The organism is Legionella santicrucis (genome assembly GCF_001468135.1).
GTDB lineage: Bacteria > Pseudomonadota > Gammaproteobacteria > Legionellales > Legionellaceae > Legionella > Legionella santicrucis.
Genome location: NZ_LNYU01000021.1, coordinates 1 through 18,606, shown reverse-complemented (window position 1 = coordinate 18,606; position 18,606 = coordinate 1). Strand labels below are relative to the sequence as shown.

Below are 18,606 nucleotides of genomic sequence, written 5' to 3'. Positions count from 1 at the left end.
ACTACAATGATTTCAAAAGGATTTTGGCATGGCACTTAAATTAAAGATAGAAAACGTCTTTTTATTAGTTGTTCTCTTAATATCAAATGGCTACTGTTGTTCCACAGTATTTTCGAATAATAATGGAATCAGTCCTACAGTGGCACGCACTATGGATTTATATATTTCTGACATGCCCTCTTTAGTCATTTATTCTAGAAATATAGATCGTTATAGTAATACTGGGGATAACTCGCTAAAATGGAAATCTAAATATGGGAGCATTGTTGTTACAGCTTTTAATTCTAATGCTGCTTCAGATGGCATGAATGAAGAAGGTCTTGCGGCCCATCTTTTGTATTTATCACACACACAATACCCTAAAACTGATAATAATAAACCCTCTCTTTCCAATTTACTCTGGGCTCAGTATGCTCTTGATAATTTTAAAACCGTAAATGATGCCCTTCAAGCGATCGATAAATTTCAAATTGTTGCAACAGAATTGCATGGAAAAACCTGGCCACTTCATTTAGCAATTGAAGATGCAAATGGAGATTCCGCAGTTATTGAGTATATTGAAGGAAAAATGAAGGTTTATCATGGCCATAATTATCGCGTAATGACCAACGAGCCGGCTTACAACATTCAACTCAATAATCTAAAAAAATATCGTTCATTTGGTGGGAATCTACCCATCCCAGGAACTCCTGATCCCTTGAGTCGTTTTGTTAGAGCATCATACTACTTACACTCTTTACCTAATGCAATAAATAATCAGGACGCAATTGCTGGTGTATTTTCAATCATCCGTACCGTTATGGTACCGTTTGGAGCAGTTGATAATTCTGGAAATAAAACAGAAGATGCATGGCCTACTCGCTGGGTAACAATTGCCGATTTAAAAAATAAAATGTTTTTTTTCAATTCCACTATAACACCCAACTTAATATGGGTTGATTTAACCAAATTTGATTTCTCATCTAAAATACGTAGTTATTCAATTAATCCATTAGATATTAGTTTGGTGGGAGACATATCAGAAAACTTAGGCGCAGAAAAAAAATAACTCTCGCCTAAGAATACAGCATCCTCCACTAAGTTCTAGACAAGGCGCCAAAGGAGTGTACTCAAGTACATAACTGAGCCGAGAAAGCATACAACGATGAATAGAACTTAGTGGGCGGCGCTATATAAAATCTTAAAACAACTAGGTAATGTCCCTAATTCAAGAGCTATAATATAAAAAGAACAGTAATTAACGTGAGCTCGAGATAAGAAAACACCGAGCATTTATCCTTGCTCGTTAAACTGCGGAGTCAAGTAGACACTCCATTAATTAATTCAGTATCATTCCATCTCAATGTATTACTGACATTTATAGATTAAATTGAAGGATGTTGATAAAACATTTAAAATAAAACGAGGTTTGCTTTGGTTTCTAACATTTACAGTAGTTCTTATTTAAAATTACCCGCTGATTTTTATGAGGTAATTGCACCTACACCCATTGCAAATCCCTATTTAGTTAAATTCAATCATGAATTAGCTTCTTTTCTTAGAGTACCTCATATATCCCCGTCCAATAAGAAAAAATGTCTCAATTTTTATGCGGGGAATTGGGTTCCAGAACATCTTAAGAGCATTGCATTGGCTTATGCAGGACATCAGTTTGGTTACTATGTCCCCCTTTTAGGCGATGGTCGCGCGGTTTTACTTGGTGAAGCATGTAGCGAAGATGGAAAACGATGGGATATACAATTAAAAGGATCCGGCAGAACAAAGTTTTCGCGAATGGGTGATGGTAGAGCGCCATTGGCTTCGGTTTTAAGAGAATACCTCATTAGTGAAGCAATGCATGGTTTAAAAATTCCAACCACTCGTTGTTTGGCTGCCATTGCAAGTGAAGAGCAAATCTATCGCCAAAACGGTCCTGTACCTCTAGGGGTATTAACACGAATAGCTTCGAGCAGTTTACGAGTAGGTTCGTTTGAATATGCTGCATCACTCAAAGAGCCTCATTTATTAAAATCTTTAGCAAACTACGCACTTGAACGGCACTATCCTGATCTTTTACAAAGTAAAAATCCTTATCTTGAATTATTTAGGGCCGTTGTTGAGCGCCAAGCTAACCTCATTGCCGAATGGATGGGAGTGGGGTTTATTCATGGGGTTATGAATACAGACAACATGACCATCTCTGGTGAAACCATTGATTATGGTCCTTGTGCATTTATGGATGAATTTGATTTTGATACTGTATTTAGCTCAATTGATGTTTCTGGTCGGTATGCATTTGGCAATCAAGCTTCCATTGCCAAATGGAATTTAGCTCAATTCCAGTATGCATTATTGCCTTTATTCGATCCTAAAGAAAAACAAATATTAACTCAATTATACGAGACATTGGATTCATTTAAGGAACGTTTTTATTATTACTGGGGTGTAAAAGTAAGAGAAAAATTAGGCTTAATTGGTGAAAGTAATCAGGTTGCAGAATTAGTTAATAATTTTTTTAGTTTAATGCAACAATACAGGCCTGATTTTACCAATACTTTTCGTCTTATGAGTAATGCAATTGATTCTCATAGCGAACAAAAGAATCTAATAAAAGCACTAGGAGACCAACCTAAGAGTAAGCAATGGGTATTAGATTGGTTAAATTACATCAACCAACAAGAGGGCGATTTACAACAAATAAAACATAGAATGAATCAGGTGAATCCCGCTTATATTCCTAGAAATCATTTAGTAGAAAATGCAATAAAAGATTTTATTGAAAATAAAGAAAGCACTTTAATGGATTCTCTTTTGGCCGTATTGAAAAACCCTTTTCGACAACAAAAAGCGACACAACATTTACAATGCCTGCCCTTGCCACATGAGCGTGTATGCCAAACTTTTTGTGGCACTTAAATCAAAGTTTGTAGCGTATACAATGCTTTTTTTGCAATGAATTGCAAATGTCCCAATATTAACATGCTTTTTTTTGGTTTACCCTTCAAATATCTTAATTCCTTCTATGAGTCCTAGGTGAAACATTTGCTCAAAACCCGGCGCCAACCGCTTTAACTTTTCTTTATTTCTGGCAACAAAATAAGTTGCAGTGGCTTAAGGAATTTCAATGAACTACTGAAATCATAGTGGCTTTAGTATATAAAAAACGATCGATAAAAGTCATAATCAAACAATTAGATTATCGATAACACCAACAGTTCCTGTTTCGCGTAATAAATTAAATTACTTTCTGATAAAGAACTTCTTTTAATAAAGCACCACCCTCATAAAACTCTTCCAGTTTGGTTGCGCTGGTTGCTTCAAATCCTAGAGCATCGTAGAATTTTCGCGCTTGAATATTGTCTTCAAATACCCATAAAAGTACTTTTTTATATCCCAATTTCGCTAATTCAGAAATAGCAGCTGTGCATAATTGAGTTCCTAATCCCTTGCGCCAATAATCAGGATGCAAATAAATTGCTTTGATTTCTCCCATTGAGCCATCGGTACCAAAATTATGAAAAATGCCTATACTCGCAAAACCAACAATTTGTTGATTGATTTCGATTATTAATACTTTAACATCTTGCATTATTAAATCATGCCACTGCCGAGTGCGTTCTTGCAGGGATAGATTTTGTAATATCGTTTCTGGAATAAAATCTTTGTACATCTTTTGCCAAGAATAGATATGAATTTGAGCTATAGCCGCAGCATCTTCTAAAGTAGCTGTTCTAATCTTTGACGTTGTTACGTATTGAGTCATAATAAAAACCTTAGAGAAGTATTTACTTCTTTAAATTATTTTGAAATTTAATGTTTAAATGACCTATACCCGATATGCTATGTTAGAATGGAAAAATTGTCACTAAAAAGGATTTAAATATGGCCAAAATAAATCACCCAGAACGAATTATATTCAGTTTGTTTGCTATGTTGATTGCCAGCACCTCGAATGCGGGTACTGTAACTAGTGATGTTTATACAACAAATGGAACTTCAGCAGGAAAAGTTGTTTTTGAAGACAGTCAATACGGTTTATTGATTAAACCACAGCTAACAGGACTCCCCGCTGGTATTCATGGTTTTCATATTCACCAACATCCAGATTGTGGCGACCATGCTATGAATGCAGGAGGACATTTAGATCCTGCGAATACAAACAGTCACCAAGGTCCGTATGGCCAAGGCCATCTAGGTGATTTACCAGTATTGGTGGTTGATAGTAAGGGAACCGCAATAACACCCATATTAGCACCTCGTTTAAAAACCAAAGACATTCAAGGGCATTCTATTATGGTTCATGAAGGTGGAGATAATTATAGTGATAATCCTCCTTTAGGTGGCGGAGGTACACGTATTGCCTGCGGGAAAATTTCTTTATAATCCCTGAATGATACTAAGTATCATTCAGTAATTAGATAAAAATAAAAAGAGATGTATTATGCCTTATCGCAATAGTTTTTTTTCAAATATTAGATACAGTTGGAATCAATATAACTCATTAAGAAATAAATATTCTCAATTGATTCCTATTCCTCAACAGTCCTATTTCAAACCGATTAAAACTTTAGATGAATTTACTAGTTTGCTGGCATGCCCCATTTATAGTCCTCTTTGGTTAGGTATCAATGCGGCATTATTTTTCTTAAAAAGTTTGATTCATTTAATCGCAACTTTATTATTAGTTATTCCTGCTTTGTTATTAGCCGTTTTTACCCCTAGCTCAGAAATCAGTTTCAGTACAAGCTCTGCATTTAAGCAATCTCTGGCGAATACAGTAGTTGATGCAACTATGGGTATTATTGCCACTTGTGCAGCGGTTGTTTCTCTTGCTTTTAATCCTCTTTACTTGATGAGTCGTTGCCTTACTACAGCGGTATCGCATTTAAATGAAGTAACTGAATCATGTTGTGATTTAAACATCGCTCGGTTTTAATGTGCTAAGAAAATAAAATGGGTATTGATCACAAAATACGAGAGTGGCTTTCCCCACTCTCGTTTCCTGATCCTAATTCCTTATTTAGTGTGTGACGTTCCATCCACACAAGTACAAGTGCCGCTTCTTTTAGTGATATCAATGATGCATGATTTAACCCCTTGGTGTGCTTGACAAAAACGCTCACAATTTCCTTGCTGGGTTGCATTACACATTTTCATGTCATCCGCAACTGCTAAGATAGGACTAAAATACAAGCCCATACTAAGTACAGCAATTAAAGGTCTAATAAACATTTTTTCTCCTAGTTTTAAAATGAACCTTTTTGAGTTTTTCTCTATGTTTTTCTTTAATTTATAAAATCAAATCAGCTGCATTATGATTGAAATTATAGCTCTAAAAAAGAGAACTCATATATATTTATGGAGTTATCTATTGCTTTTAGGCTTTAGGCTGACTTTAGTGATTAAAAAGATTTTTTGTCGAAACTCGTATCTATGTTTTATAATATAAAATGAGTATCGTATATATAAGATCTAGGCCCATCTGGGCTGAGAAGATGCTTAAGCATCGTTTCAAGGCCTTGATACGAGACATTAAATCCCATACAAGGCTTCGAGATCATGATTCGATCACTTATCCATTATGACGTTAATATAATGAATTGCTTTCTCGGTTAAAGGTTTTTAAAAATCACTATGAATGATATCAAAATAGAGCAGTTACAAAGTCTAGTAGATGAAGCTAGAAAAAACATTAAATCTTCCGAAGAAATTTTAGATGAGCTGGGTGATAATTCAAAACCAGCCGAAGTATCTTTTATGGAAGATACAGTGTATTCCATTCAATTAGTACTGCAATATCGATTCAGCTGCCAAGATGCCTTAGCAATACTTTTTCAATTGGATCAAAATCTGCTTTACCTCTTGGGGGTACAACCACAACACTCAGCCAAAATGAATTTCGATCGGTTAGCTTATGCTTTAGGCAATGATGATTTAAAACAAATGCTTCATGCACTCTCCCTACTCGTGAGTGCTTTATTAAAAATTACAAACCATTATCAAAAAGATCACGTCCAATTTGGATTAAAGGCAAATAAACCGGTAAAACAAAACTCAATTATTAAAGGAATGCAAAAGCTTATTTCGCAAAACAATCATTTTATAAGCTTAATTCAACAACTTCAAAATAATGTGAAGCTACTTTTAGAACACCAATCTGTTGGACCAATTTTTGATCATATAGCAGCCATTAGAGGACCTATTTCTCAATTTTATCAAGCAATATTAAATGGCATAGGCGAGGCGAAAGAACTCTATGAAAAAATTAATTTGCACCAACCAATAAATGACAAAGTTGATTTGCTTTTAAGACAAGCAGAAGAAGTACTTCAAATAATGCCTTCAATCTATAAACCACGTCCCCAATATACTTTATACCCAGCTCCTAAAATGTCTTCAGAACAATTAGAACAACGCGCGACTGCAAAACGCTTACGCCCATTTTTCTAATAATATTTACTGAGGCCTAAGTTTCTGCTACCCCTCCTATATTCGCTACAATCTTACTCACAAGTTATAAATCTTGGGAATATAAGTGCTCAGAAGCACTACCATTGACTTAAGAGTTTCGTCATTTTCGCGAAAGCAGAAATCCATTTTTACAGAAGCATTGAGCCTCCATCAACATGGATCCCCGCTTTCGCGGGAACGACTGCAAGTTCCTTAAGTCAACAGCAGTGGCTTTCAGGAGAGGTGAATTATAATTATAAATAACACCCTACTCCATCATAACCAATAACCTGACATTCTTTGTAAGAACCTTGATCAAGGCGATAACTTACCGAACCATAGTAAGCAATAATAGAACCATTTTTAGTTTGCTCTATATGAGGTTTTTGAAAACTATCTAGGGTTTCACAAGCAGCGTTATTTAGTACCCACGTAACACCATCCATAACAACACGCGACTTGCCTGGTACTAATGAACTCTTTCCACAATTTTTCATCGCTAAACTTTTAATGTTTGGGGATGAAAAGAGTAAATCATAACCTGCCGCTGCGGCCTTAACGGCATTTTCAGCATCCAATATTCCATGCCCACAAGGTTTTTTCCCGACACAGGATTTATTCGGATCTGAGCTTACTCCAAAATCATGTGTTGTAATATAAAGTAACTGCTCAATTTGCTCAGAGCTAAGTGCTTTATTACTCGCGGCAAGAATTAATCCCGCAACACCTGCGACATGGGGGGTTGCCATACTGGTTCCTTGATAAAAATCAAATCCCGAACCGCCATAGCCTCCACCAGGATTCACTGTGGATAAAATACCACCCCAAAGCCCATAACGCTTGTCTCCTCCCGGAGCCGCTAAAGTCACACTAGGACCATAGTTAGAAAAATAGGATCTAAGCCCCTCTGGCCCAGTAGATGCAACTTTAATAGTCCCATTACAAATTGCCGGGGCATTAAAATGTTCCCATACATTATCATTTCCAGCAGCTACAGCAAGAACAGCACCTTTGTCGCGGGCAAAAAAAACAGCTTCTTGTAACGCTTGATCACAATAATCAATTTCTTCATTAGGCCCTTTATCCACGCCAAAACTCATATTCAATATTTTTGCTGGATGGATATTCTTTGGAACTCCAGGAACATCTCCTCCTACAGCCCAATAAATAGCATTAATTACTGAGCTTTCATAAAACATCCCGTTACTTCCAGGAATTTTTAAAGGAAGAATTTTTAAGTCCTCTCCCATACCACTCATAACATGACCATAACCTGCTATTGTCCCTGCTACATGAGTCCCATGATAAGATTTGGTCTCATCGATTAAATTATTATTATTTCCCGCAAAATTCCAACCCCATATATTACCAGCCTCATCTTTAACAAGGTTATTTATTAAATTTTCATTTAAGGCTATTCCAGTATCTAATACTGCAACTACTACAGGCTCGTTAGACAAACCAGTAGTATAAAACCAAGCACCATCTCTAGAACCAGGCTTAGATTCCAACATGATTCCAGCAGGGCGCGAAAATTCATCCCATTGAATTTCATGTGATAATAAATTACCAGCATCCAAAATTTCAGGATCGGGAACAGGTTTAAAATAACTTACTCGGTCTTTCACTGCATATAAAACTTGTGGATTTTTACGCAGACGTTCCAAAACTGAGGAAGCAGTATCTTCATTATCTATTTCTTTAGAAAGAGAGCTATTTGTAGAATCTAAAATTAATAAATAGGCTCCATTCGCCATAGGATTTAATTGCTTCACAGGTAATTGGGTGATTTGTTTTATTTGCGACTTTAATGAAGAAACGCTCGTTATTTGTTCTTTATACTTGATAATCACTCGAACAGTATCATGTGCGGGTGTCGCAAAAGCATTATGGGTGATAGACAAAAGACTAAGACTTAAAATCCCTAACTTCAACATGCAAAATCTCCTTATAAAAATGCACAGCCAATCAGTATGCAATAAGATAAATCGCAAAACAAGATCAAAATTATCTCAAAATGATGCTGCCCTATACGTCATGTTTTAAACTTAAATTTGAGTAGTTCGCAATAGGTTCATCTAGTTTTCATAGAGGATGCGGGAGATTTTCTAAGAATTGACGGAAATTTAGTGTTCCAATAAAAAAAGCTTTAATAAGAAGCCATAGTCCGTATTTATCCACGAGCAAGCCTGGTTGCAAGCACCAGGCTACGAATTATGCATTAATAACGATAATGATCCGGTTTATAGGGACCTTTGCTCTCAACACCTAAATATTTAGCTTGCTCATCAGTTAATTGAGTTAGCTTCACGCCAATTCGACCTAAATGCAATCGAGCGACTTTTTCATCCAACAGTTTAGGAAGAACATAAACTTGTTTTTCATATTGTGCAGCATTTTTGAATAATTCAATTTGAGCTAAAACCTGATTGGAAAAAGAAGCTGACATCACAAAACTAGGGTGTCCTGTTGCACAACCTAAATTAACCAAACGTCCTTCAGCTAAAAGTATAATGCGTTTACCATCAGGAAAAATAACATGATCCACTTGGGGCTTAATATTTTCCCATTGATATTTTTTCAAGCTTTGTACATCGATTTCAGAGTCAAAATGACCAATATTACATAAAATAGCTTGATTCCGCATTCTTTTCATATGATCATGCGTGACTACATGATAATTACCTGTAGCAGTAACCACAATATCTACTTGCTCTGCAACATCATCTAAAGTAACAACGCGGTAACCTTCCATAGCCGCTTGAAGAGCGCAAATAGGATCAATTTCAGCAATTAAAACAATAGCACCTTGGCCCCGTAGAGCTTGAGCACAGCCTTTGCCTACATCTCCATAACCTAAAATAAGAGCAACTTTTCCTGCAACCATCACGTCAGTAGCTCGTTTTAAACCATCCAATAAAGATTCACGACAACCGTATAAATTATCGAACTTAGACTTAGTTACCGAATCATTCACATTAATTGCAGGAATGCTTAACTCACCATTTTTGGCCATTTCATACAAGCGAGCAACACCGGTAGTCGTTTCTTCCGAAACGCCCTTAATTTCAGGTAATAATTGAGGATATTTTTGATGAATGATTTGTGTTAAATCACCACCATCGTCTAACAATAAATTAGGTGCCCAGTTGCTGGGTCCAGTCAGTGTTTGTTCTACACACCACCAGTACTCCTCTTCTGTTTCACCTTTCCAAGCAAATACCGGAATCCCTTTAGCTGCAATAGCAGCAGCGGCATGGTCTTGAGTAGAAAATATATTACAAGAAGACCAACGAACTTCGGCCCCCAAAGCAACCAAAGTTTCAATAAGTACCGCTGTTTGAATGGTCATGTGCAAACAACCCGCAATACGAGCACCTTTTAAGGGTTTTGTTGAACTAAACTCTTCGCGCAAAGCCATCAATCCTGGCATTTCTGTCTCTGCGATAGCAATTTCTTTGCGTCCCCAAGAAGCCAACGCCATATCCGCAACTTTATAATCCTGAATCATATTGCCTCTAGTTCCTGCTTTATCGACTAATTCCATCACAGCCTCCTCTCATAATGCTTTACGTAATTCAGCCACTTTATCTAAACGTTCCCAAGGAAAAGTTTCACGCCCGTAATGGCCATAAGTTGCTGTTTGTCTATAGATTGGACGAAGTAAATCATGATATTCAATAATACCTTGCGGTGTTAAATCAAAATGGGTATTGATTAACTCAATGATTTCACTGTCTTTTAATCGTCCTGTACCAAAGGTTTCAACAAAAACTGATGTAGGTTCAGCAACGCCAATAGCGTAAGAAATTTGTAATTCACACTTATCGGCTAATCCTGCAGCTACTATATTCTTAGCAACATGTCGTGCTGCATAGGCTGCTGAGCGATCAACTTTCGAAGGATCTTTACCAGAGAAACACCCTCCCCCATGCCTAGCCATACCACCATAAGTATCCACAATAATTTTACGTCCTGTTAATCCACAATCTCCTAAAGGACCACCAATAACAAAACGACCTGTTGGATTGATGAAATAACGAGTTTTTCGGGTCAACCACTCAGCAGGCAATGTTGTATTAATTATTTCTTCGCGTACAGCTTCAATTAAATCATTATGACTAATTTCAGCTGCATGTTGGGTCGAGAAGACAACTGTATCCACTTCAACAGGGACCCCGTGCTCGTATTTTAAAGTTAATTGACATTTAGCATCTGGCCGCAACCAAGGTAAAGCACCTGATTTACGTAAATAGGATTGTTTCTCCATCAATCGATGTGCATAAGCAATAGGCGCGGGCATATAAACATCTGTCTCACGGCTCGCGTAACCAAACATTAAACCTTGATCTCCAGCACCAAGAATTTTAGTTTCTTGATTATCTACACCTTGGGCAATGTCTGGAGATTGTTTCCCTATTGCAGACAGTACCGCACATGATTCCCAATCAAACCCCATTTGTGAGCTGTTATAGCCTATATCTTTAACTACTTGTCGTGTAACCGCCTCTACATCTACCCACGCTTTAGTAGTGATTTCACCACCAACCAATACCATACCTGTTTTAACAAAAACTTCGCATGCCACCCGTGCGGTTGGATCTTGCGTTAAAATAGCATCTAGAATTGCATCTGAAATTTGATCAGCTATCTTGTCCGGATGTCCTTCGGAAACAGATTCTGAAGTAAAGACATGACTTTCATTCATTGTTAATCCTCTTTAAATATGTATTTGTATATCAAGCTATTGGCTTTCCAGATCCCACTCCCCAGATTATCCTCAGAATTTTGGTGAAAAATGGACAGCCACTTTCATCTCATTAACTGTATAAACTCATTAAATATTATTTCTATATCATGCGGGCCAGGACTAGCCTCTGGATGTCCTTGGAAACCTAAAGCCGGCTTCTCTTTATGTCTAATACCTTGTAAGGTATTATCAAATAAAGAACGATGGGTAATAGCAAGGCAATCTGGCAAACTCTCTTCATCTACTGCAAAACCATGATTTTGGCTGGTTATAAAAACACGCTTTTTACCTTCAGTTTCAATAACAGGATGGTTTGCACCATGATGGCCAAATTTCATTTTTTTAGTCACACCGCCACATGCTAAAGCTAAAATTTGAAAACCCAAACAAATACCAAATATAGGTATATTGTGTGCCAAAAATTCATGGGTTGCACGAATAGCATAATCACAAGCTTGTGGATCCCCGGGACCATTCGATAAGAATATACCATTAGGATTCATTGCTAAAACTTCAGCTGCTGAGGTTTTAGCAGGTACTAAAGTTAAATGACAGCCCTTGTCATATAAGATGCGTAAGATATTGTGTTTCACACCAAAATCATAAGCAACTACATGGAATTGTTGCGGTTGAGAATTTTTTCCCCATTCTCCCAAACCAACATGCCAACGTTCTATTGTTTTTCTGGAAACTTCCAGTGCCAAATCCACACCTTGTAAACCAGAAAAAGATTTTGCTTTTGCCAAAACCAATTCAGGATTTTCAATATTAGTACTTATACAAGCCCCTAAGGCACCCTTTTCACGTAAACGTAAGGTTAAATCCCGAGTGTCAATATCTGCTATTGCAACCACTCCATTTTTTTTGAGCCATTCTTGTAGTGATTGTTCGGCACGATAATTACTGTGAGTCATTGAAGCATTACGGATGACTAAACCTGAAGCCCACGCTTTATTAGATTCCATATCTTCATGATTGCATCCTGTATTTCCGACATGTGCAGTGGTTAAAGTAATGATTTGTCGTGCATACGAAGGATCCGTAAGCATTTCTTGATAGCCAGTTAGCGACGTATTAAAAACCAACTCGCCAACACAATCACCTGACGCTCCTATAGAAATACCTTGATAAATAGTGCCGTCGGCTAATGCTAAAATTGCTGGTTGGTTCATCATGGATCTACTCTAAGTTGTTTACAATGATTTTTTAATTTCGGCCTGAGTGAAACATTACATCACTAAAATGATGCTCATCACCCAAGCTCAAAAAATGCACATAAAGATAAATGCCAGCAATTGTAACTTACTTATTTTAAAATTTCATGTCTTCAAAGAACTTTTTCACGCCAGCAAACCAAGAATTAGAGCGTGGAGAATGATTTCCTTTAGCATTTTCAAGTGATTCATGAAATTTTGTTAATAATTCTTTTTGCTCACGGGATAAATTAACAGGAGTTTCTACAACTACTTTACATAATAAATCACCTTGACCATGCCCTCGCACGGATTTCATTCCTTTACCCCTTAAACGAAATACTTTACTTGTTTGAGTTTCTTCAGGAATCTTTAGCGTGACCCGTCCTTCAAGAGTAGGAACTTCTATAGAACCTCCCAACGCTGCAGTGATAAAACTTATTGGTACTTCACAATGTAAATCATTTTCATATCGCTCAAATATGGCATGCTTTTTTATACTAACCTGTACATAAAGATCGCCTGGACCACCTCCATGCATTCCAGCTTCACCTTCACCACCTAAACGTACTCTATCACCATTATCAACACCTGGCGGAATTTTGACTGTAAGTTTTTTACTTTCACGTATCCTGCCTTGTCCATGGCAACTTGAGCATGGGTCAGAAATAATTTTTCCTTCTCCATGGCAATGGGGACACGTTTGTTGAATGGAGAAAAAACCCTGTTGGATTCTTACTTGTCCTATTCCATTACACGTTTCACAAGTTTTTGGTTGGGTTCCTACTTTTGCTCCAGAACCATTACACACAGTACAAGCTCCATGTCTCGGAACAGTAATTTGTACTTCTTTACCTAAAGCAGCTTCTTCAAGACTTAATTGCACATTGAATTGCAAATCAGCACCACGTTGACCACGTGATTGTCGACCAGAAGCGCGTCCGCCTGAAAAAATATTTTCAAAAATATCTTCAAAGACATCACCAAAACCACCAAATCCACCAAAGCCACCAGGACCACCTCGCATAGAAGGATCAACACCTGCATGACCGAATTGGTCATAAGCAGCCCGTTTTTGTGGATCAGATAAAATACTGTACGCGCTTTGAATTTCTTTAAATTTTTCTTCTGCTTCAGAATCGCCAGGATTACGATCTGGGTGATACTTCATTGCCAACTTGCGATATGCTTTTTTAATTTCAGCATCACTGGCAGTTCGACTTACTTCTAAAAGTTCATAATAATCCCGCTTTTCCATAACCACTCACAAAATTTAAAAATTAATAGGCTTCACAGTCTAGATTTTTCTAACAGTATGAAACAATAAAGTCTCTATCATTATGTCAAAGTCATTCCCACGCAAAAACGGGGCCCATTTATAAATGTTAGCACAATGTACTATAGAAAATGGGACCTCTGTCTGCACAGAAAAATTATTGCTCTTAAACATAATGACCACAACAATAACGTAACCCAAGAAATGAGCATTCATTTCTCAAGTTACGCTTTGCTTCACCTAGGCTAGAATACCCAGGCTATCATATTACGATAGAACCAATTACTTCTTATCGTCCTTTACTTCCTCGAACTCAGCATCGACAACACTTTCATCCGTCTTAGCTGATTCATGTGCTTGTGTTTGTGCCTGCTCCTGATGTGCTTGCCCCTGCCCTGCCTGTCCTTCAGATGCTTTTTTAGCATAAACTCGCTCAGCCATTTTTGCAGATGCATCACTTAGCACTTTCAATTTATCTTCAATTTGTGCTTTATCACTACCTTGAATTGCTTCTTTTAATTCAGCAATAGCAGTTTCTATACCTTTTTTCTCATCTTCGGCAAGCTCAGTTGCGAGATCTTTCATCGATTTTTCACAACTGTGAATTAAGCCATCTGCTTGATTACGAAGATCAGCCATTTCTTTAAATTTCTTATCTTCTTCAGCGTGAGATTTAGCATCTTTAATCATCGCGTCGACTTCTTCATCACTCAAACCACTGGATGCCTTAATGACAATTGATTGAGCCTTGCCTGTAGCTTTATCTTTAGCAGAAACATTAAGAATACCATTTGCATCAATATCAAAAGTAACCTCGATTTGTGGGATCCCGCGTGGCGCAGAAGGAATATCACTTAAATCGAATCGCCCCAAAGATTTGTTCGCTGACGCTTGCTCTCTTTCTCCTTGTAGCACGTGTACAGTAACCGCAGTTTGATTATCATCTGCAGTAGAGAATACTTGTGCTGTTTTGGTGGGAATAGTTGTATTTTTTTCAATGAGTTTCGTCATAACACCACCCATCGTTTCAATACCTAAAGATAAAGGAGTAACGTCAAGCAATAGAATATCTTTCACCTCTCCAGATAATACCGCCGCTTGAATCGCAGCGCCTACAGCAACAGCTTCATCGGGATTCACATCCTTACGTGGCTCTTTGCCAAAAAACTCTTCCACTGTTTTTTGAACTAAAGGCATACGTGTTTGACCACCAACTAAAATGACTTCATTAATTTGTGATACGGTTAAACCTGCATCTTTTAGCGCTGTTTTGCAAGGCTCTATTGTACGCTCAACCAATTTCTCGACTAAAGATTCTAATTTAGCGCGAGTCAACTTGATATTTAAATGCTTGGGTCCAGAAGCATCTGCCGTAATATAAGGTAAATTCACATCTGTTTGCTGTGCCGAAGAAAGTTCAATTTTAGCTTTTTCAGCAGCATCTTTGAGTCGTTGCAATGCTAATGGGTCATTATGTAAATCAATACCTGCATCTTTTTTGAATTCAGAAGCAAGGTAATCAATCAATGCTAAATCAAAATCCTCACCACCCAAGAAAGTATCACCATTAGTGGCTAATACTTCAAATTGGTGCTCTCCATCAACCTCAGCAATTTCAATGATAGAAATATCAAAAGTACCACCGCCGAGGTCATAGACTGCAATGACTGAATCACCGCGTTTTTTGTCCATGCCATAAGCAAGAGCCGCAGCAGTAGGCTCGTTAATAATACGTTTTACTTCAAGACCAGCAATGCGACCAGCATCTTTTGTAGCTTGTCGTTGTGAATCATTAAAGTAAGCAGGTACTGTAATCACTGCTTCTTTTACTTCTTCACCGAGATAATCTTCTGCAGTCTTTTTCATCTTACGCAATACTTCAGCAGAAATTTGTGGTGGTGCTTTATCCTGGCTTTTCACACGAACCCAAGCATCACCGTTATCCGCTTTGATAATCTTGTAAGGTACCATTTTGATATCTTTTTGAACAACTGCATCATCAAATCGACGACCAATTAATCGTTTAATTGCAAATAAAGTGCTATCTGGATTGGTCACTGCTTGACGTTTTGCAGATTGTCCAACCAATACTTCGCCATCGTCTGTAAAAGCAACAATGGAAGGAGTAGTACGGTGGCCTTCACTATTTTCAATTACCTTAGGTTTATCACCCTCCATTACAGCAACACATGAGTTGGTGGTACCCAAGTCTATTCCTATAATCTTTGCCATTCTATTTCTTGCTCCAAAGTAGTAATTTTTTATGCAATAATTCTTATATGGGTATTATGTGCCAAATTTCAACCCACTAACCTTATAATTTATTTTTTCGATACAACAACACGCGCAGGTCTAATCACACGATCACTTAATTTGTAACCCTTTTGGAATACAGCTAATACCGTATTTGGTTCAGCATCTGGGGCATTCTGCATCGACATTGCCTCATGTAATTGAGGATCAAATGAAGCGCCAATAGGATCAATCTGTTGCACTTCAAATTTTTGCAATGCATCAACAAAAAGTTTCAACGTTAATTCCAAGCCTTCGCGCATCGATGCATCTTCTGCCTTTATAGCCAGTTGCAAAGCTTGTTCTAAGCTGTCAATTACAGGCAATAAAGAAGAAATCAATTTCTCAACGCCATAGCGATGGGCATTAGCGATTTCTCGTTCTGCTCGGCGGCGAAAATTATCTAATTCAGCTTGAGCACGTACCGCCTTTTCCCAATTCTCATGAGCTTGCTGTTCTGTAAGAGTAAGTTTTTCACTCAATTCAACATAATTTGGGTGCTCTAAAGACGCCTCTTGGGGTTCAAATGAGTCCAAAGTTACCTCAAGACTATCTTCTTCTGAATCTTGGGACTGCTGTTCTTCATTTAAATGCTGTTCTTTAAATTGATGCCAATCTTTTTTTTCTTTCTTACTCATGCACATACTCCTGATTTACCAGAATTAATATCAATAGATTATAAAATCCCATACTCATCATATCTCTGGTCTTCGAAAATTAATGTTAGGTTTAACGGACCTAACTAACGTAATGCAACATCAAAAACATAGAAGTCGCCTTTGATGTTCACGTTATCCCGTAACGCTTTTCCCTAGCAATGCTGGGCATCGCATTGATACGGATGCCAATTCTAAATAAAAGCAGTTCGATATACAAAATATCGTTATTTCTATAACAAACCTACTTTAACTAAGGCGAACAACGGAAATGGGGGCAGCATCATAAAATTTCAAGCCCTGACTTCTTAAAAAATGTGTGCTTGCAGTATATGTTCATTTATTCCATACTTAGACTTAAAAAAATCATCTAGGTTTATTTATGCAAAAGTGGTCGCCTATATCCTGGCTTCAATATTCATATCTACAGGCTGCAACATATACTGATGAAAAAAAATTAAATAAAGTTGTGGAGCAATTAAGCGCATTACCCCCATTAGTAACGAGTAACGAAATTAAAAATTTAAAAAAAGAAATTGCTCGTGCTGGACGTGGTGATGCATTTATTCTTCAAGGCGGTGATTGTGCTGAATCATTTAACGATTGTCGTGCAGAGATCATCAGTAATAAGCTAAAAATTATATTGCAAATGAGTTTAATTTTGTTACATGGGTTGCGTAAACCAATTATCCGTGTGGGCAGAATTGCTGGACAGTATGCAAAACCTCGTTCTTCTGATTATGAAACGATTAATGGTATTACTTTGCCCAGCTATCGAGGCGATCTTGTCAACTCTCCTGAATTTACTCCTGAAGCAAGAGAACCCAATCCCAAACTGTTATTGCAAGCCTACAACTGCTCAGCGATTACTTTAAATTACATTCGAAGTTTGCTTGATAGCGGATTTGCAAGTCTTAATCATCCTCAACAATGGGACTTAGGGTTTGTAGAGCATTCAAAGCAGAAAGATGAATACCAAACTATAGTAAAATCAATTGCTGATGCCTTAGATTTTTTAGATACCATAGATGGAACACAATCCAGTAGTTTATCTAAAGTAGATTTTTATACTTCTCATGAAGCCTTGCATTTGCATTATGAACAAGCGCTGACACGAAAAATGGATGATGGGCTATGGTATAACCTTTCCACTCATTTGCCATGGATAGGTATGCGCACTGCACAAACCGATAGTGCTCATTTAGAGTTCCTGCGGGGTGTTGAAAATCCTATTGGCATTAAAATTGGTCCGGGAGCTACCCCAGAATGGTTGGCAGAGGTGTTAAATAGAGCCAATCCACAAAGAGAAGAAGGACGGCTTTTGTTGTTTACTCGCTTGGGAGCTCGACATATAGAAAAACTACTTCCTCCTCTTATAGATGCAGTAAAGAAAACAAAAATTCCGGTAACATGGTCTTGTGATCCTATGCATGGAAATACAGAAACTACTTCCGATGGTATTAAAACCCGTCATTTTGACAATATTCTTTTAGAATTAAAACAAGCGTGGGAAATCCATCGTAGTATGGGTAGTTACTTAGGCGGTGTTCATTTTGAGCTTACTGGTGATAATGTTACCGAATGTATTGGTGGTGCGCGCGGATTAGCAGCTGATGATCTGAAAACTGCATACCATAGTCTGGTTGATCCTCGTCTAAACTACGAGCAATCAATAGAAATGGCAATTCAATTGAGTCGACAATTTAGACAGAGTTAAACATAATTTGGGAGAGCGTCACCCTCTGCGAAAGCAGGAGGGCTATTAAAGGTTATGCTGCAAACAAAGTTTTTAGCAATGTTTGTTGTTTTGTTAGACCTTTCACTTTTGCGGAAGGTGACGTTTTTTCAAAAACTGGGTGTTGTCTCGAAACCTCAATTCCCATTCAGACTAATTTATGGACGATGTTTGCATTCCAATCTACTGTAATAGGTCACCCCTAATAAACTTTAAAGAAGTTTATTAGGAGAACTGATCCTCTTTATATTCTAACCAAAGCTACCGCCAAAAGA

15 protein-coding genes are annotated in these 18,606 nt (G+C 37.5%); 6 read left to right on the top strand and 9 right to left on the bottom strand.

Going from position 1 to position 18,606, the window contains the following annotated elements:
• Positions 1 to 28 precede the first annotated feature (28 nt).
• Together Lsan_RS04585 and Lsan_RS04580 are read left to right on the top strand one after the other, a co-directional pair.
• Positions 29 to 1,048, top strand: coding sequence for a linear amide C-N hydrolase (locus Lsan_RS04585; protein ID WP_058513340.1), 1,020 nt, complete (start codon positions 29 to 31; stop codon positions 1,046 to 1,048).
• Positions 1,049 to 1,413: 365 nt separating this feature from the next.
• A complete protein-coding gene (locus Lsan_RS04580; RefSeq protein WP_058513339.1) occupies positions 1,414 to 2,895 on the top strand; it encodes a protein adenylyltransferase SelO in 1,482 nt (493 codons plus the stop codon).
• A 319-nt stretch (positions 2,896 to 3,214) separates the two neighbouring features.
• Here the strand turns inward: Lsan_RS04580 and Lsan_RS04575 are convergent, their stop codons facing one another.
• Entirely contained in the window at positions 3,215 to 3,742 is a 528-nt protein-coding gene (locus tag Lsan_RS04575; protein WP_058513338.1) for a GNAT family N-acetyltransferase, read from the bottom strand.
• Positions 3,743 to 3,861: 119 nt separating this feature from the next.
• On the opposite strand from Lsan_RS04575, the gene Lsan_RS04570 reads away from it, so the two are divergent.
• Positions 3,862 to 4,362: a superoxide dismutase family protein gene (locus Lsan_RS04570; protein WP_058513337.1), complete on the top strand. Its 501-nt coding sequence runs from the start codon at positions 3,862 to 3,864 to the stop codon at positions 4,360 to 4,362.
• Positions 4,363 to 4,420: 58 nt separating this feature from the next.
• Positions 4,421 to 4,915, top strand: coding sequence for a hypothetical protein (locus Lsan_RS04565; protein WP_058513336.1), 495 nt, complete (start codon positions 4,421 to 4,423; stop codon positions 4,913 to 4,915).
• Between the two features lie 80 nt (positions 4,916 to 4,995).
• On the opposite strand, the gene Lsan_RS04560 is transcribed toward Lsan_RS04565, so the two are convergent.
• Positions 4,996 to 5,211, bottom strand: coding sequence for a hypothetical protein (locus Lsan_RS04560; protein WP_058513335.1), 216 nt, complete (start codon positions 5,209 to 5,211; stop codon positions 4,996 to 4,998).
• A gap of 402 nt (positions 5,212 to 5,613) precedes the next feature.
• On the opposite strand from Lsan_RS04560, the gene Lsan_RS04555 reads away from it, so the two are divergent.
• On the top strand, positions 5,614 to 6,429 hold the full coding sequence (locus Lsan_RS04555) for a hypothetical protein (RefSeq protein WP_058513334.1): 816 nt from the start codon (positions 5,614 to 5,616) through the stop codon (positions 6,427 to 6,429).
• A gap of 254 nt (positions 6,430 to 6,683) precedes the next feature.
• Here Lsan_RS04555 and Lsan_RS04550 read toward each other — a convergent pair whose 3' ends face one another.
• From Lsan_RS04550 to grpE, 7 genes are all read right to left on the bottom strand, one after another.
• Positions 6,684 to 8,366: a S8 family serine peptidase gene (locus tag Lsan_RS04550; RefSeq protein WP_058513333.1), complete on the bottom strand. Its 1,683-nt coding sequence runs from the start codon at positions 8,364 to 8,366 to the stop codon at positions 6,684 to 6,686.
• A 284-nt stretch (positions 8,367 to 8,650) separates the two neighbouring features.
• Positions 8,651 to 9,976 carry an adenosylhomocysteinase gene (gene ahcY / locus Lsan_RS04545; RefSeq protein ID WP_058513332.1) on the bottom strand — a complete coding sequence of 442 codons (1,326 nt, stop codon included), beginning with the start codon at positions 9,974 to 9,976 and terminating at the stop codon, positions 8,651 to 8,653.
• A 12-nt stretch (positions 9,977 to 9,988) separates the two neighbouring features.
• Positions 9,989 to 11,137 carry a methionine adenosyltransferase gene (gene metK / locus Lsan_RS04540; protein WP_058513331.1) on the bottom strand — a complete coding sequence of 383 codons (1,149 nt, stop codon included), beginning with the start codon at positions 11,135 to 11,137 and terminating at the stop codon, positions 9,989 to 9,991.
• Positions 11,138 to 11,241: 104 nt separating this feature from the next.
• The gene (carA, locus tag Lsan_RS04535; protein ID WP_058513330.1) at positions 11,242 to 12,354 is read right to left on the bottom strand and encodes a glutamine-hydrolyzing carbamoyl-phosphate synthase small subunit; all 1,113 of its coding nucleotides are present in this window, start codon (positions 12,352 to 12,354) and stop codon (positions 11,242 to 11,244) included.
• Between the two features lie 136 nt (positions 12,355 to 12,490).
• Positions 12,491 to 13,630, bottom strand: a complete 1,140-nt coding sequence (gene dnaJ, locus Lsan_RS04530; protein ID WP_058513329.1) for a molecular chaperone DnaJ — start codon at positions 13,628 to 13,630, stop codon at positions 12,491 to 12,493.
• A 300-nt stretch (positions 13,631 to 13,930) separates the two neighbouring features.
• Positions 13,931 to 15,880 (bottom strand): molecular chaperone DnaK, encoded by a 1,950-nt coding sequence (gene dnaK / locus Lsan_RS04525; protein ID WP_058513328.1) that lies wholly within the window; start codon positions 15,878 to 15,880, stop codon positions 13,931 to 13,933.
• A gap of 89 nt (positions 15,881 to 15,969) precedes the next feature.
• Positions 15,970 to 16,578, bottom strand: a complete 609-nt coding sequence (gene grpE, locus Lsan_RS04520) for a nucleotide exchange factor GrpE (protein ID WP_058513327.1) — start codon at positions 16,576 to 16,578, stop codon at positions 15,970 to 15,972.
• Positions 16,579 to 16,978: 400 nt separating this feature from the next.
• On the opposite strand from grpE, the gene Lsan_RS04515 reads away from it, so the two are divergent.
• On the top strand, positions 16,979 to 18,313 hold the full coding sequence (locus Lsan_RS04515; RefSeq protein WP_058513326.1) for a 3-deoxy-7-phosphoheptulonate synthase class II: 1,335 nt from the start codon (positions 16,979 to 16,981) through the stop codon (positions 18,311 to 18,313).
• The last annotated feature ends 293 nt before the right edge of the window (positions 18,314 to 18,606 follow it).